Below are 14,644 nucleotides of genomic sequence, written 5' to 3'. Positions count from 1 at the left end.
CCTCAGACGCGGCCAAGGGCAAAGCCCTTGGCGATGTAGTTGCGGACGAAATAGATCACGAGCGCGCCGGGAATGATGGTCAGCACGCCGGCCGCGGCCAGCACGCCCCAGTCCATGCCGGAGGCCGAGACCGTGCGCGTCATCGTGGCGGCGATGGGCTTGGCGTCCGTCGTCGTCAGCGTGCGGGCGATCAGCAGCTCGACCCAGGAGAACATGAAGCAGAAGAAGGCGGCCACCCCGATGCCCGAGGCGATCAGCGGCACGAAGATCTTCGTGAAGAAGCGCGGGAAGGAATAGCCGTCGATATAGGCGGTCTCGTCGATCTCCTTCGGCACGCCCGACATGAAGCCTTCCAGGATCCAGACGGCGAGCGGCACGTTGAACAGGCAATGCGCGATGGCGACGGCAATATGCGTGTCGATCAGGCCGAAGGCCGAATAGAGCTGGAAGAACGGCAGCGCGAAGACGGCCGGCGGCGCCATGCGGTTGGTCAGGAGCCAGAAGAACAGGTGTTTGTCGCCGAGGAAGCGGTAGCGCGAGAAGGCATAGGCCGCCGGCAGCGCCACCGCGATCGAGATGATCGTGTTCAGGACCACATAGATGATCGAGTTGATATAGCCGGAATACCAGGCCGGATCGGTGAAGATGACGGCATAGTTGCGCAGCGTCGGGTTCGCCGGCCACAGCGAGAAGACGCCGGTGATCTCGGTGTTCGTCTTGAAGCTCATGTTGACGAGCCAGTAGATCGGCAGCATCAGGAAGACGATGTAGATGGTGGGCACGATCCAGGAGAAGCTGCGCTTGCTGCCGGCGCCGGCTCTTGCGCCGGCGCTGCTCGCAACGCTCGTTCCGATGGTGCTTGCGGTGGTTGCCTGTGAGGTCATGGTTTCCTCCCTCACGCCTGTTCGTCACTGCTGGTCATGACCGTGTAGAAGATCCACGACAGCAGCAGGATGATCAGGAAGTAGATGATGGACATGGCCGCGGCCGGGCCAAGGTCGAACTGGCCGATCGCCATCTTGACGAGGTCGATCGAAAGGAACGTGGTCGAGTTGCCCGGGCCGCCGCCGGTGACGACGAAGGGCTCGGTATAGATCATGAAGCTGTCCATGAAACGCAGCAGGAAGGCGATGAGCAGCACGCGCTTCATCTTCGGAAGCTGGATGTAGCGGAACACCGCCCAGCGCGAGGCGCCGTCGATCTTGGCGGCCTGGTAATAAGCCTCCGGGATCGAGACGAGGCCGGCATAGCACAGCAGCACGACGAGGCTCGTCCAGTGCCAGACGTCCATGACGATCAGCGTGACCCAGGCGTCGAAGACGTTGTTCACGTAATTGTAGCTGAAGCCGAGCCCGTCGAGCACGCGGCCGAGCAGGCCGATGTCGACGCGGCCGAAGACCTGCCAGATCGTGCCGACGACGTTCCACGGAATGAGCAGCGGCAGCGCCATCAGGACGAGGCAGACCGGCACGCCGAGGCCCTTCTTCGGCATGTTGAGCGCGATCAGGATGCCGAGCGGGATCTCGAGGGCGAGGATGATCGCGGAAAAGAGCAGGTTGCGGCCGAGCGCTTCCCAGAAGCGGTCGGATTCAAGGACGTCCGTGAACCAGCCGACGCCGTTCCAGAAGAACTCGTTGTTGCCGAACGTGTCCTGCACCGAATAGTTCACGACGGTCATCAGCGGCACGATGGCCGAGAAGGCCACCAGCAGCAGCATCGGCAGCACCATGAACCAGGCCTTGTTGTTCCAAGTCTTGTTCATTGTCAGCCCTCCCTGCCGACACGCCAGCTATCGGCGTAGATGTTGATGGCGGCGGGGTCGAAGGTGACGCGCGGATCGGCCGGGATCTCGCCGTCCTCCGGCACGACGATGGCGATCGGCTTGCCGGCGAATTCCGCCCGCACGATCTTCTGACGGCCGATATCCTCGACCTTGCTGATCGAGACGGGCATGCCGTCGCGGGAAAGCGAGATGAATTCCGGGCGGATGCCGAGCTCGGTCTTCGCGCCGGCGGCGATCACCGGCGAATAGCCGAGGGTGATCGTCTCCTCGCCGACCTTGACGCTGCCGCCGTCGATGGCGGCCGGCAGGACGTTCATGCCCGGCGAACCGATGAAATAGCCGACGAAGGTGTGGCTCGGCTTTTCGAAGAGCTCGGCCGGCGTGCCGATCTGCACGATCTGGCCGTCATACATCACGACGACCTTGTCGGCGAAGGTCAGCGCCTCGGTCTGATCGTGCGTGACATAAACCATGGTAAAGCCGAACTGGCGGTGCAGCTTCTTGAGCTGCGAGCGCAGCACCCATTTCATATGCGGGTCGATGACCGTCAGCGGCTCGTCGAAGAGGATGGCATTGACGTCGTTGCGCACAAGGCCGCGGCCGAGGGAGATCTTCTGCTTCTGGTCGGCGGTAAGGCCGCGCGCCGTCTTCTTCGCCCAGCCGGCAAGGTCGATCATTTCCAGGATCTCGCGCACGCGCCGGTCGACGTCCGGCTCGGCGACGCCGCGGTTGCGCAGCGGGAAGGCGAGATTGTCGTAGACCGTCATCGTGTCGTAGATGACCGGGAACTGGAAGACCTGCGCGATGTTGCGCTCCTGCGTCGACAGGTAGGTCACATCCTTGCCGTCGAACAAGATGCGGCCTTCGGATGGCTGCAACAGGCCCGAGATGATGTTGAGCAGCGTGGTCTTGCCGCAGCCCGAGGGGCCTAGCAGCGCATAGGCTCCGCCGTCGTTCCACTCGTGATGCACTTCCTTCAGCGCATAGTCCGCTTCGGACTTCGGCTTCTCGCCGTAGGAATGGCGGATGTGGTCGAGGTTGATGCGTGCCATGGTCTTCTCCTCACGCCGCCGCGGCGGCCGGCTCGGCCATCGCCCTGCCATCCGCGCCGAACGCCATCAGGTGGCGCGTGTCGACATGGACGGTGACGACCGCGTCGGGCTCGATGTCGTGGATGCCAGGCGCGAGCATGACCCAGCGGGTACCCTCGAATTCGATATGGATGAAGCTCTCCGAGCCCGCGATTTCCGAAATCGCCGTGCGCGCCTGGAGGCTCGCGGAGGCCGGGCTCTGGCTGGAAAGCGAAAGATGATGCGGCTGGAAGGCGATGGTGCAGGGACCGTCCGGCAGCGCGGAAAGATGCGCCGGCACCGGCAGCACCGGCTTGCCGCCGAGCTCGAAGTGACCGCCGTTCTTCAGCACCTGCATCGTGTTGAGCGGCGGATCGGCGAAGGTACGGGCGGTCAGAAGGTCGTTCGGACGGCGATAGACGTCGATGGTGCGGCCGAACTGGGTGATGCGCCCTTCCGACAGCGTCGCCGTGTTGCCGCCGAGAAGCAGCGCTTCGGAAGGCTCCGTCGTCGCATAGACGAAGATCGCGCCGGAAGCGGAAAAGATCTTCGGAAGCTCCAGCCGCAGCTCCTCGCGCAGCTTGTAGTCGAGATTGGCGAGCGGCTCGTCGAGCAGCACCAGACTGGCATTCTTGACGATGGCGCGGGCGAGCGCCGTGCGCTGCTGCTGGCCGCCGGAAAGGTTGAGCGGCGTGCGGTCGAGATAGGGCGTCAGCTTCAGGAGCTCCGCCGCCTTGCGCACCTCGCGATCGATGGTCGCCGCATCGGCGCCCTTGATGCGCATCGGCGAGGCGATGTTCTCGTAGACGGTCATCGCCGGGTAGTTGATGAACTGCTGGTAGACCATGGCGACGCCGCGATCCTGCACGCGCACGCCCGTCACGTCCTTGCCGTCGAACCAGACGGAGCCGGAGGTCGGCTTGTCGAGCCCGGCCATCAGGCGCATCAGCGAGGTCTTGCCCGACAGCGTCGGGCCGAGCAGCACGTTCAGCGAGCCGCGCTCGAGCACGAGGTTGGTCGGGTGGATATGCGTGTCTGCCCCCGCCACCTTCGCGATGTTTCTCAGTTCCAGCATTCCTGTCTCCGTCGTTCCTCCCAGCCACCGGATCGGGTGTGCTAGTGGGGCGCCGCCCTTGCAGCCGCCATGTAGTCTTCCAGCGCGGCCGCTTCCGCGGCCGTCAGATGCAATCCTCGTTTGGTCCGCCGCCACAGCACGTCCTCGGCGTGCCGGGCCCATTCTTCCTTCATCAGCCAGCGCACCTCGCGCTCGTAGAGATCGCTGCCGAAGTGCCGGCCGAGATCGTCCACCGTCTTCGCCCCCTCCAGCATCACCTTCGCCCGCGTGCCGTAGAGGCGCACGAGCCGGCGGGCATGGGCGGGCGCGAGAAAGGGAAACTGCGCGACAAGCCCCTTCACCTCGGCATCGAAGCCGTCGACCGCAAAATCGCCGCCCGGCAGGCGGGACCGGGCCGTCCAGCACTCCCCCTTCTCGCCGATCGCATCGCCGATCTTCTCCAGCGCCGATTCGGCAAGACGCCGGTAGGTGGTGAGCTTGCCGCCGAAGATGTTGAGTAGCGGGGCCTGCCCGTCGCCGCCCTCGACCTTCAGCACGTAGTCGCGCGTGGCTTCCTGCGCCTTGCTGGCACCGTCGTCGAAAAGCGGGCGCACGCCGGAATAGGTCCAAACGATGTCCTCGCGCTTCACCGGATCGGCGAAATACTCGCTCGCCGAGGCGCACAGATAGCCGATTTCCTCGTCGCTGATGCGCGCATCGCGCGGATCGCCCTGGTAGTCGCGGTCGGTCGTGCCGATCAGCGTGAACTCTTCCTGGTAGGGAATGGCGAACATGATACGCCCGTCCGGGTTCTGGAAAAAGTAGGCGCGCGGATCGGAGAATTTCTTCTTCACGACGATATGGCTGCCCTGCACCAGGCGGACATTGTGCACGTCGTTGCGGCCGAAGGCCGAGGATAGAACCTTGTCCACCCAGGGTCCGGCGGCGTTGACCAGCATGCGGGCACGGACCGTCTCGCGGTCGCCCGTCGCGACATTCTCCGTCTCGACATTCCAGTGGCCGTTCTCGCGCCGGGCGGTGACGACCTTGGTGCCGGTGCGGATATCCGCGCCGCGGTCGGCCGCGTCGCGCGCATTCAGCACCACGAGGCGCGCATCGTCCACCCAGCCGTCGGAATATTCGAAGGCCTTGCGGAAGAGCTTCTTCAGCGGCCCGCCTGCCGGGTCCTTCGCAAGGTCGAGCGTCGCGGTCGCCGGCAGCAGCTTGCGCCCGCCGATATAGTCGTAGAGGAAAAGGCCGAGGCGGATGAGCCAGGCCGGGCGCAGGCCGCCCTTCTGGAACGGCAGCACGAAGCGCATCGGCCAGATGACATGCGGCGCCATGGCCCAGAGCACTTCGCGCTCCATCAGCGCCTCGCGCACGAGGCGGAATTCGTAATGCTCCAGATAGCGCAGCCCGCCATGGATGAGCTTGGTCGAGGCGGAAGAGGTGCCGGAGGCGAAGTCCTTCATCTCGGCAAGCACGACCGAATAGCCGCGTCCCGCCGCATCGCGCGCGATGCCGCAGCCGTTGATGCCGCCACCGATGACGAAAATATCGCGGATCACGTCGCCGTCCAAATTCCCCTCCCATTTCGCATTGCACAAATTTGCGCAGTTGCGAAAGCATGGAGAGTTAAAACGAAAACATTTCGAATGTCAAACGAATGCGATCGGAAATACGATCAGGTTGTGTCAGGCCTGCGGCGCGGTCTCCACGAGACGCACGTCATGCTCCTGGCAAATGCTGCGAATCCCCTCGAAAGGACAGGTGTCCGTGATGAATGTATGGACCTGCGAGAGGTGCCCGATGCGCACCGGCGCGGTCCTTTCGAATTTCGTTGAATCCGAAACCAGGATGACATGGCGCGCATTCGCGATGATCGCCTGCGCCACCTTCACCTCGCGGTAGTCGAAATCGAGCAGCGCGCCGTCCTCGTCGATGGCCGAAACGCCGATGACGGCATAGTCCACCTTGAACTGGCGGATGAAATCCACGGCCGCCTCGCCGACGATGCCGCCGTCCGAACCGCGCACGACGCCGCCGGCAATGACCACCTCGATCGAGGGATAGACGCGCAACCGGTTGGCGACGTTGATGTTATTGGTGATGACCATCAACTCTTTATGCTCGAGCAGCGCATCGCCGACGGCCTCCGTCGTCGTGCCGATATTGATGAAGAGCGAGGAATTGTCGGGGATCATGCCCGCGGCGGCGCGGCCGATCGCCTGTTTTTCCGGCGCGGCGATGGAGCGGCGGGCCTCGTATTTCACATTCTCGTTGCCGCTCGGGAACAGCGCGCCGCCATGGATGCGCGTCAGCACCTTGTTGTCGCAGAGATCGTTGAGGTCCTTGCGGATGGTCTGGGGCGTCACGGAGAAGCGCGCCGCGAGGTCCTCCACGAGCACGCGGCCCTCGACCTTGGCGAGATCGACGATCTCCGCCTGGCGACCTGTCAGAAACATGGGCTCCTCCATTGCTTTCGTTTGTTTTCATAATATGCAAAAACGAAATCACATCAATTCACCCGCTCTGCCTTCTTGGAGTGCGGGCGTCTTTTTGGGATACTGCGTGGACGGCAGGTGACCGGGGAGGAAGACACATGTTTCATCCAGCCTTGTTCAAGGGCGCGAATGTCGTGGTGACCGGCGCGGGACGCGGCATCGGGCTGGAGATCGCCCGGCAGTTCCTCGATTGCGGCGCGCATGTGCTGCTGCACGGCGGCCGCGCGGCGCATGGACCGCTTCCCGATTTCCTCGAAAACGCCGTCGCCGATGCGCGCGCCCACATGGTCTATTCGGACTTCCTCGTCGAAGGCGGCGTCGGCACGCTGCTGCAGCGGGTAGACAGCCTCTTCCCGCATGTCGACGTGCTGATCAACAATGCCGGCACCATGGTCGGCCGCTTTCCCGCCGCCGACCTCACCGACGAGGAATACGAGACCGTCGTGCGCCTCAACCAGACCTCCGTCGTCGAGGTGACGCGCGGGCTGCTGCGCTCGCTCCGCCGCGCGCCGCGCGCGGCCATCGTCAACACGGTGTCGATTTCGGCACTGACCGGCGGCAGCCCCGGCTCGGCGATCTATTCCGCCACCAAGGCCTTCGTCTCGACCTATTCCAAGGGCCTTGCCCGCGAGCTCGCCCCTGACGGCATCCGCGTCAACTGCGTCTCGCCCGGCACGATCACCACCGATTTCCATTCGCGCTATTCCTCCGCCGAAAAGCTGGAGGCGACGCGCAAGACAATTCCGCTGCAACGGCTCGGAACGGCGGAGGACTGTGCGCCCGCCTATCTCTTCCTCGCCTCGAATGCGCTCTCGGGCTACGTCACCGGCCAGGTGCTGGAGGTAAACGGCGGCCAGCTCATCTGCTGACCGCCTCCGTCCTTACGCGTTGACGTCGATGACGATGCGCCCCTTCACCTTGCCTTCCAGAATGCGGTTCGCCAGCTCCGGCAGGTCGGAAAGCCGGTGCTCGACCACCATCGCCTCCAGCTTCTCCATCGGCAGGTCGGCAGCGATGCGGTTCCAGGCGTCTACCCGCTGGTCGTAAGGCCGCATCACCGAATCGATGCCGAGCAGGCTGACGCCGCGCAGCAGGAACGGAATGACGGTGAAGGACGGAACGGCGGCCCCGGCGGCAAGGCCGACCGCGGCGACGGCCCCGCCATATTTCGTCTGCTTGAGCACCCGCGCCAGCATGTCGCCACCGACGGCATCGATGGCGCCTGCCCAGCGCTCGGATTCGAGCGGCCGGCTGTTCGCCTCGGAAAGCTCGGAACGGTCGACGATCGTCTCCGCGCCGAGCTGCCTGAGATAGCCCGCCGCGTCCGGCCGCCCCGTGACCGCGGCGACGGAATAGCCGAGCCGGGCAAGAAGCGCGACGCCGACCGAGCCGACGCCGCCCGCCGCGCCGGTCACCAGGACCTCGCCCTTCAACGGTGAAAGCCCGGCCTTCTCCAGCGCGATGACGGACAGCATGGAGGTGAGCCCCGCCGTGCCGATTGCCATCGCCTGGCGCGTCGAAAGTTCATCCGGCAGCGGCACGAGCCAGTCGGCCTTCACCTTGGCGCGCGTCGCAAAGCCACCCCACCAGATCTCGCCGACCCGCCAGCCCGTCAGCACCACCCGGTCGCCGGGCCGGTAGCGCGGATCATCGGACGCCTCGACCGTACCGGCGAAATCGACGCCCGGCACATGTGGGAAGCTGCGCACCAGCCCGCCCTTGCCGTTGATGCAGAGCCCGTCCTTGTAGTTGAGCGTCGAATATTCCACCGCGACGGTCACGTCGCCGTCGGGCAGCCGCGCGTCGTCGATTTCCTGGACCGAGGCGGAGACCGCCCCGTCCCCGCCCTTTTCGACCAGCAATGCCTGAAACGTCATGGCGTCCTCCTCGTGATCCTCTTGCCGTAAGACGATATAGGGCGCGGGGCATTGGTGCCGCCACTGTTCTTTTGTATCAAGAGCATGGAGGCGCCGTTCCGGATGATAGACAAGCTCGAATATTTCATTGCCCTCGCCCGCGAGAGGCACTTTGCCCGCGCGGCGGAGGAGCTCGGCATTTCGCAGCCGACGCTCTCGGCGGCGATCCGCCAGCTGGAGGAACAGCTCGGCGTGATGCTGGTGGTGCGCGGCTCGCGCTTCCAGGGGCTGACGCCGGAAGGCCAGCGCGTGCTGGAATGGGCCCGCCGCATCGTCGGCGATACCCGCACCATGCGCGAGGAGATGCGCGCCGCGCGCAAGGGCCTGTCCGGCCATATACGGCTCGCCGCCATCCCGACGACGCTCGCCATCGTGCCGCGCATCACCGCGCCCTTCCAGGAAAAGCACCCCGACGTCACCTTCTCCATCGTCTCCACCACCTCGATCAAGATTCTCGGCCTTCTCGAAAACCTCGAGATCGACGCAGGCATCACCTATCTGGAGAACGAACCGCTCGGGCGCGTCACGAGCGTGCCGCTGCTGCACGAGCACTATTGCCTCATCACCGCCAAAGGCGGCCCGTTTTCGGATCGCGAAAGCGTGACCTGGCAGGAGGCCGGCAGCGTTAGGCTTTGCCTATTGACCGCGGACATGCAGAACCGCCGGATCATCAACCGCCATTTCGCCGAGGCGGGCATTTCCGCCGAGCCGTCCCTCGAATCGAATTCGATGATCGTGCTTCTTTCCCACGTGCGGACCGGGCGCTGGTGCAGCATCATGCCGCGAAATGTCGCGAAATCCTTCGGGTTTCATGAGGAAATAAGTATAGTTTCCCTCGCCGAGCCCAATCCCTACCATACGGTCGGCCTCGTCGCGACACATCGTGAGCCATTCACGCCACTCGTCTCCGCCCTCTTGCATGAGGCACGGATTCTGGCCGAAACGGGCATGGATTGATAGAAATTTCCTATTGATCAACGGGACAGCTTTATTGACCCGTCGTGTCATGGCTGAGAAGCTGTTAGAATAGTCTGCGGAGATCGACAGGGTTCCGGTTTTCGCCGAACAGTTTCAACGGCATCGGCGCATCGAACCCGCGATTTCCAGCGGTTCGTTCGTGTCGGTTGGGAGGCCTGATCATGAATGTGCACGTCGCCGGCAGTGACGTTGGAGAAAGAACGCTGGCCATCGTCAGCGAACTAAAGGGGCTCGAAGGGCCGCTTCTGCCCATCCTGCACGAGATCCAGGCCGAGTTCGGTTACGTGCCGCAGGAGAGCCTGCCGGTCATCGCGCGCGAGCTGAACCTGTCGCGCGCCGAGGTGCACGGCGTCGTCACCTTTTATCACGACTATCGCGACCACCCGACCGGGCGGCATGTCCTCAAGCTCTGTCGCGCCGAAGCCTGCCAGTCGATGGGCGGAGACGCTGTCGCCGAGCGCGTCAAGGCGCTGCTCGGCATCGATTTCCACCAGACCACCCTCGACGGCGCGGTGACGCTCGAACCCGTTTACTGTCTCGGCCTCTGTTCCTGCGCACCCGCCGCCATGCTCGACGGCGAGGTGCATGGCAGGGTCGACGCAACGCTTGCGCAGGAACTCGTCGCGGAGGCACGCCGATGACCGCACGCATCTACATCCCCCGCGACGCCGCCGCCCTTGCGCTCGGCGCCGACCGCGTCGCCAAAGCCTTCTCCGCCGAGATCGCGGCCCGCGGGCTCGACGTGACCATCGTGCGCAACGGCTCGCGCGGCATGCACTGGCTGGAGCCGCTGGTCGAGGTCGAGACCGCCGGGGGCCGCATCGCCTATGGCCCGGTGAAACCTTCCGACATTGCCGGCCTCATCGATACCGGCCTCCTGCAAGGCGCAAGCCATCCGCTCTGTCGCGGCAGGACGGAAGACATCCCCTTCCTCAAGAACCAGACCCGCCTCACCTTCGCCCGCTGCGGCGTCATCGATCCCGTATCGCTGGACGATTACAGGGCCCATGGCGGCCTGAAGGGGCTCGAGACGGCCATCGCCATGACCCCGGCGGATGTCGTCAAACAGGTCACCGACAGCGGCCTTCGCGGCCGCGGCGGTGCGGGCTTCCCCACCGGCATCAAGTGGAAGACCGTGCTCGACGCGCCCGGTCCGCAGAAATACATCGTCTGCAATGCCGACGAGGGCGACAGCGGCACCTTCGCCGACCGCATGATCATGGAAGGCGACCCCTTCGTGCTGATCGAGGGCATGGCGATCGCCGGCCTCGCGACGGGCGCGACGAAGGGCTACGTCTATACCCGCTCGGAATATCCGCACGCCATCGCCGTCATGAGCGAGGCGGTCGAAGTCGCGCGCGCCGCCGGCGTGCTCGGCCCTTCCGTGCTCGGCTCCGGCAAGGCCTTCGACATGGAAATCCGCACCGGCGCGGGCGCCTATGTCTGCGGCGAGGAAACGGCCCTCCTCAACAGCCTGGAAGGCAAGCGCGGCGTCGTGCGCGCCAAGCCCCCGCTCCCGGCTCTGCAAGGCTTCCTCGGCCGCCCCACGGTCGTCAACAACGTCATCTCGCTTGCCTCCGTGCCGATCATCATGGACAAGGGCGCGGACTATTACCGCGACTTCGGCATGGGCCGCTCGCGCGGCACGATCCCGATCCAGATCGCCGGCAACGTCAAGCATGGCGGCCTCTACGAGACCGCTTTCGGCCTGACGCTCGGTGAGATCGTCGACGAAATTGGCGGCGGCACCGCCTCCGGCCGCCCGGTCCGCGCCGTGCAGGTCGGCGGCCCGCTCGGCGCCTACTTCCCGCGCGCGCTCTTCGACACGCCCTTCGACTACGAGGCCTTCGCGGCGAAGGACGGCCTCATCGGCCATGCCGGCATCACCGTCTTCGACGACACGGTCGACATGCTGAAACAGGCCCGCTTCGCCATGGAGTTCTGCGCCGTCGAAAGCTGCGGCAAGTGCACGCCCTGCCGCATCGGCTCGACGCGCGGCGTCGAGACCGCCGACAACATCGCGCGCGGCATCGAGCCGGAAAAGAACCGCGAGTTGCTGGCCGATCTCTGCAACACGATGAAGTTCGGCTCGCTCTGCGCGCTGGGCGGCTTCACGCCCTACCCGGTCATGAGCGCCATGACCCATTTCCCGGAAGATTTTTCGCCGGCGCCGATAGTGGAGGCTGCGGAATGAGCGAGACGGAAAAGGTCAAGGGCCCGGCCTCCTACTTCCCCTCCATCGAGAAGACGTACGGCCAGCCGATAGAGCACTGGAAAGACATCATCCGCGCGCAGGATGGCAAGGCGCATATGCAGATCGTCGCGTTCCTCAAGGAAACGCACGGTCTCGGCCATGGCCATGCCAACGCGCTCGTCGCGGCGACGCTCGCCGAGACGAAACCTTAAGAATTGAACCCAAGTCGCCGCCATGAGCGGTGCAGAATTGCCCGGAGGTTCCCATGCCCCTCGTTCCTGAAATCGACTTCGGCACCCCCGCCTCCCGTTCGGAGAAGATGGTGACGCTCACCATCGACGGAAACGAGATCTCCGTTCCCGAGGGCACCTCCATCATGCGCGCCTCCATGGAGGCAGGCATCCAGGTGCCGAAACTCTGCGCCACCGACATGGTCGACGCCTTCGGCTCCTGCCGCCTCTGTCTCGTGGAGATCGAGGGCCGCAACGGCACGCCCGCCTCCTGCACCACGCCCGTCGCGCCCGGCCTCGTCGTCCATACCCAGACGAGCCGCCTCAAGCAGATCCGCAAGGGCGTGATGGAGCTCTACATCTCCGATCACCCGCTCGACTGCCTGACCTGCGCGGCCAATGGTGACTGCGAATTGCAGGACATGGCCGGCGCCGTCGGCCTGCGCGACGTGCGCTACGGCTATGAGGGCGACAACCACGTCATGGCGCGCAACAACGGCGAGGCGAATGCCCGCTGGATGCCGAAAGACGAATCGAACCCCTATTTCACCTACGACCCCTCCAAGTGCATCGTCTGCTCGCGCTGCGTGCGCGCCTGCGAGGAAGTTCAGGGCACCTTCGCGCTGACCATCGAGGGGCGCGGTTTCGACAGCCGTGTCTCCCCCGGCATGCACGAACATTTCCTCGATTCCGAATGCGTCTCCTGCGGCGCCTGCGTGCAGGCCTGCCCGACCGCGACGCTGACGGAAAAGTCGGTGATCGAGATCGGCCAGCCGGAACATTCCGTCGTCACCACCTGCGCCTATTGCGGCGTCGGCTGCTCCTTCAAGGCGGAGATGCGCGGCGAGGAGCTGGTGCGCATGGTGCCCTGGAAGGACGGGCAGGCCAACCGCGGCCATTCCTGTGTCAAGGGCCGCTTCGCCTATGGCTACTCGACCCACCGCGAGCGCATCCTCAACCCGATGATCCGCGAGAAGATCTCCGATCCGTGGCGGGAAGTGACCTGGGAAGAGGCCTATGCCCATGTGGCCGCCGAATTCCGCCGCATCCAGTATCAATACGGCCGTGACTCCATCGGCGGCATTACCTCCTCGCGCTGCACCAACGAGGAGACCTATCTCGTCCAGAAGCTGATCCGCGCCGGCTTCGGCAACAACAATGTCGATACCTGCGCCCGCGTCTGCCATTCGCCGACCGGCTACGGCCTCGGCCAGGCCTTCGGCACCTCCGCCGGCACGCAGGATTTCGACAGCGTCGAGCACACGGATGTGGTGATAATCATCGGCGCCAACCCGACCGACGCCCATCCCGTCTTCGGCTCGCGCCTCAAGAAGCGCCTGCGCCAGGGAGCGAAGCTCATCGTCGTCGACCCGCGCCGCATCGACCTCGTCTCCTCGCCGCATGTCAAGGCGTCCTATCACCTGCCGCTGAGGCCCGGCACGAACGTCGCCGTCGTCACCGCGCTCGCCCATGTCATCGTGACGGAAGGCCTCTTCGACGAGAGATTCATCCGCGAGCGCTGCGACTGGTCGGAGTTCGAGGACTGGGCCGCCTTCGTCGCCGAGCCGCGCCACAGCCCGGAAGAGACCGAGGCCCTGACGGGCGTTCCGGCCGAGACGCTGCGCGGCGCCGCGCGCCTCTTCGCTACCGGTGGCAACGGCTCGATCTATTACGGCCTTGGCGTCACCGAGCACAGCCAGGGCTCGACCACCGTCATGGCCATCGCCAACCTCGCCATGGCGACCGGCAATATCGGCCGCGAGGGCGTCGGCGTGAACCCGCTGCGCGGCCAGAACAACGTGCAGGGCTCCTGCGACATGGGCTCCTTCCCGCACGAGCTGCCGGGCTACCGCCACATCTCGGACGACGCCACCCGCGACGTCTTCGAGAAGATGTGGGGCGTGAAGCTCAACAACGAGCCGGGCCTTCGCATCAACAACATGCTCGACGCCGCCGTCGAGGGCACCTTCATGGGCCTCTACATCCAGGGCGAGGACATCCTCCAGTCCGACCCGGACACGCGGCACGTCTCCGCCGGCCTTGCCGCCATGGAATGCGTCGTCGTGCAGGATCTCTTCCTCAACGAGACGGCGAACTACGCCCATGTCTTCCTGCCCGGCTCGACCTTCCTCGAAAAGGACGGCACCTTCACCAATGCCGAGCGCCGCATCAACCGCGTGCGCCGCGTCATGACCCCGAAGAACGGCTATGCCGACTGGGAGGTCACGCAGAACCTCGCCAAGGCGATGGGCCTCGACTGGAACTACACGCACCCCTCCGAGATCATGGACGAGATCGCCGCGACGACGCCGAGTTTCGCCCTCGTCTCCTACGACTATCTCGACAAGATCGGCTCGGTGCAGTGGCCCTGCAACGAGCAGCATCCGCTCGGCTCGCCGATCATGCACACGGACGGCTTCGTGCGCGGCAAGGGTAAGTTCATACGAACGGAATATGTCGCGACCGACGAGAAGACCGGCCCGCGCTTCCCGCTGCTGCTCACCACCGGCCGCATCCTCAGCCAGTACAATGTCGGCGCCCAGACCCGGCGCACCGACAACGTCGTCTGGCACGAGGAGGACCGGCTGGAGATCCATCCGCACGACGCCGACAACCGCGGCATCCGCGACGGCGACTGGGTGCGCCTGACGAGCCGCGCCGGCGAGACGACGCTGCGCGCCCTCATCACCGACCGCGTCGCGACGGGCGTCGTCTATACGACCTTCCACCATCCCGGCACGCAGGCCAACGTTATCACCACGGACTTCTCCGACTGGGCGACCAACTGCCCGGAATACAAGGTGACGGCCGTGCAGATCTCGCCTTCCAACGGCCCGTCCGACTGGCAGGTCGAATATGATGAGCTGTCGAAGCGCTCGCGCCGCATCGCCGGCAAGCTGGAGGCGGCAGAATAG

At 65.0% G+C, this 14,644-nt stretch carries 13 protein-coding genes; 6 read left to right on the top strand and 7 right to left on the bottom strand.

The genetic code is table 11. The annotated features are described in order from the left end of the window. Positions 1 to 2: 2 nt before the first annotated feature. From DSD28_RS24810 to DSD28_RS24785, 6 genes are all read right to left on the bottom strand, one after another. Positions 3 to 884: a carbohydrate ABC transporter permease gene (locus DSD28_RS24810; protein ID WP_234189612.1), complete on the bottom strand. Its 882-nt coding sequence runs from the start codon at positions 882 to 884 to the stop codon at positions 3 to 5. Between the two features lie 11 nt (positions 885 to 895). Further along, positions 896 to 1,762 carry a carbohydrate ABC transporter permease gene (locus tag DSD28_RS24805; RefSeq protein WP_119259105.1) on the bottom strand — a complete coding sequence of 289 codons (867 nt, stop codon included), beginning with the start codon at positions 1,760 to 1,762 and terminating at the stop codon, positions 896 to 898. Positions 1,763 to 1,764: 2 nt separating this feature from the next. Continuing rightward, complete coding sequence (locus DSD28_RS24800; RefSeq protein ID WP_119259104.1) at positions 1,765 to 2,835, bottom strand: ABC transporter ATP-binding protein; 1,071 nt, start codon at positions 2,833 to 2,835, stop codon at positions 1,765 to 1,767. Positions 2,836 to 2,845: 10 nt separating this feature from the next. Continuing rightward, positions 2,846 to 3,928 (bottom strand): ABC transporter ATP-binding protein, encoded by a 1,083-nt coding sequence (locus DSD28_RS24795; RefSeq protein ID WP_119259103.1) that lies wholly within the window; start codon positions 3,926 to 3,928, stop codon positions 2,846 to 2,848. Positions 3,929 to 3,969: 41 nt separating this feature from the next. Further along, positions 3,970 to 5,487, bottom strand: coding sequence for a glycerol-3-phosphate dehydrogenase (glpD, locus tag DSD28_RS24790; RefSeq protein ID WP_119259102.1), 1,518 nt, complete (start codon positions 5,485 to 5,487; stop codon positions 3,970 to 3,972). A gap of 114 nt (positions 5,488 to 5,601) precedes the next feature. Then, positions 5,602 to 6,372, bottom strand: coding sequence for a DeoR/GlpR family DNA-binding transcription regulator (locus DSD28_RS24785; RefSeq protein WP_119259125.1), 771 nt, complete (start codon positions 6,370 to 6,372; stop codon positions 5,602 to 5,604). A gap of 137 nt (positions 6,373 to 6,509) precedes the next feature. Here DSD28_RS24785 and DSD28_RS24780 point away from each other — a divergent pair, with 137 nt between their 5' ends. Further along, complete coding sequence (locus DSD28_RS24780; protein WP_119259101.1) at positions 6,510 to 7,280, top strand: SDR family NAD(P)-dependent oxidoreductase; 771 nt, start codon at positions 6,510 to 6,512, stop codon at positions 7,278 to 7,280. 12 nt (positions 7,281 to 7,292) lie between these two features. Here DSD28_RS24780 and DSD28_RS24775 read toward each other — a convergent pair whose 3' ends face one another. After that, positions 7,293 to 8,288 (bottom strand): MDR family oxidoreductase, encoded by a 996-nt coding sequence (locus DSD28_RS24775; protein ID WP_119259100.1) that lies wholly within the window; start codon positions 8,286 to 8,288, stop codon positions 7,293 to 7,295. A gap of 102 nt (positions 8,289 to 8,390) precedes the next feature. Here DSD28_RS24775 and DSD28_RS24770 point away from each other — a divergent pair, with 102 nt between their 5' ends. From DSD28_RS24770 to fdhF, 5 genes are all read left to right on the top strand, one after another. Continuing rightward, positions 8,391 to 9,284 (top strand): LysR family transcriptional regulator, encoded by an 894-nt coding sequence (locus DSD28_RS24770; RefSeq protein ID WP_119259124.1) that lies wholly within the window; start codon positions 8,391 to 8,393, stop codon positions 9,282 to 9,284. Positions 9,285 to 9,466: 182 nt separating this feature from the next. Then, positions 9,467 to 9,946, top strand: a complete 480-nt coding sequence (locus DSD28_RS24765) for a formate dehydrogenase subunit gamma (protein WP_119259099.1) — start codon at positions 9,467 to 9,469, stop codon at positions 9,944 to 9,946. After that, on the top strand, positions 9,943 to 11,499 hold the full coding sequence (locus tag DSD28_RS24760) for a formate dehydrogenase beta subunit (RefSeq protein ID WP_119259098.1): 1,557 nt from the start codon (positions 9,943 to 9,945) through the stop codon (positions 11,497 to 11,499). The genes DSD28_RS24765 and DSD28_RS24760 overlap by 4 nt, the downstream gene beginning before the upstream one ends. Next, on the top strand, positions 11,496 to 11,711 hold the full coding sequence (locus DSD28_RS24755) for a DUF4287 domain-containing protein (protein ID WP_119259097.1): 216 nt from the start codon (positions 11,496 to 11,498) through the stop codon (positions 11,709 to 11,711). Before DSD28_RS24760 ends, DSD28_RS24755 begins: the two co-directional genes overlap by 4 nt. 53 nt (positions 11,712 to 11,764) lie before the next feature. Continuing rightward, positions 11,765 to 14,644, top strand: coding sequence for a formate dehydrogenase subunit alpha (gene fdhF / locus DSD28_RS24750; protein WP_119259096.1), 2,880 nt, complete (start codon positions 11,765 to 11,767; stop codon positions 14,642 to 14,644).

It is taken from the genome of Shinella zoogloeoides, from assembly GCF_003574625.1.
Taxonomy (GTDB): Bacteria; Pseudomonadota; Alphaproteobacteria; order Rhizobiales; family Rhizobiaceae; genus Shinella; species Shinella zoogloeoides_A.
This window is presented reverse-complemented; position numbering and strand designations above follow the sequence as displayed.

Bases quoted from the DNA above. Each gene is read 5' to 3' on its own strand.
- DSD28_RS24810 (WP_234189612.1), bottom strand. From the start codon at position 884: ATGACCTCACAGGCAACCACCGCAAGCACCATCGGAACGAGCGTTGCG.
- DSD28_RS24805 (WP_119259105.1), bottom strand. From the start codon at position 1,762: ATGAACAAGACTTGGAACAACAAGGCCTGGTTCATGGTGCTGCCGATG.
- DSD28_RS24800 (WP_119259104.1), bottom strand. From the start codon at position 2,835: ATGGCACGCATCAACCTCGACCACATCCGCCATTCCTACGGCGAGAAG.
- DSD28_RS24795 (WP_119259103.1), bottom strand. From the start codon at position 3,928: ATGCTGGAACTGAGAAACATCGCGAAGGTGGCGGGGGCAGACACGCAT.
- DSD28_RS24785 (WP_119259125.1), bottom strand. From the start codon at position 6,372: ATGTTTCTGACAGGTCGCCAGGCGGAGATCGTCGATCTCGCCAAGGTC.
- DSD28_RS24780 (WP_119259101.1), top strand. From the start codon at position 6,510: ATGTTTCATCCAGCCTTGTTCAAGGGCGCGAATGTCGTGGTGACCGGC.
- DSD28_RS24775 (WP_119259100.1), bottom strand. From the start codon at position 8,288: ATGACGTTTCAGGCATTGCTGGTCGAAAAGGGCGGGGACGGGGCGGTC.
- DSD28_RS24770 (WP_119259124.1), top strand. From the start codon at position 8,391: ATGATAGACAAGCTCGAATATTTCATTGCCCTCGCCCGCGAGAGGCAC.
- DSD28_RS24765 (WP_119259099.1), top strand. From the start codon at position 9,467: ATGAATGTGCACGTCGCCGGCAGTGACGTTGGAGAAAGAACGCTGGCC.
- DSD28_RS24760 (WP_119259098.1), top strand. From the start codon at position 9,943: ATGACCGCACGCATCTACATCCCCCGCGACGCCGCCGCCCTTGCGCTC.
- DSD28_RS24755 (WP_119259097.1), top strand. From the start codon at position 11,496: ATGAGCGAGACGGAAAAGGTCAAGGGCCCGGCCTCCTACTTCCCCTCC.
- fdhF (WP_119259096.1), top strand. From the start codon at position 11,765: ATGCCCCTCGTTCCTGAAATCGACTTCGGCACCCCCGCCTCCCGTTCG.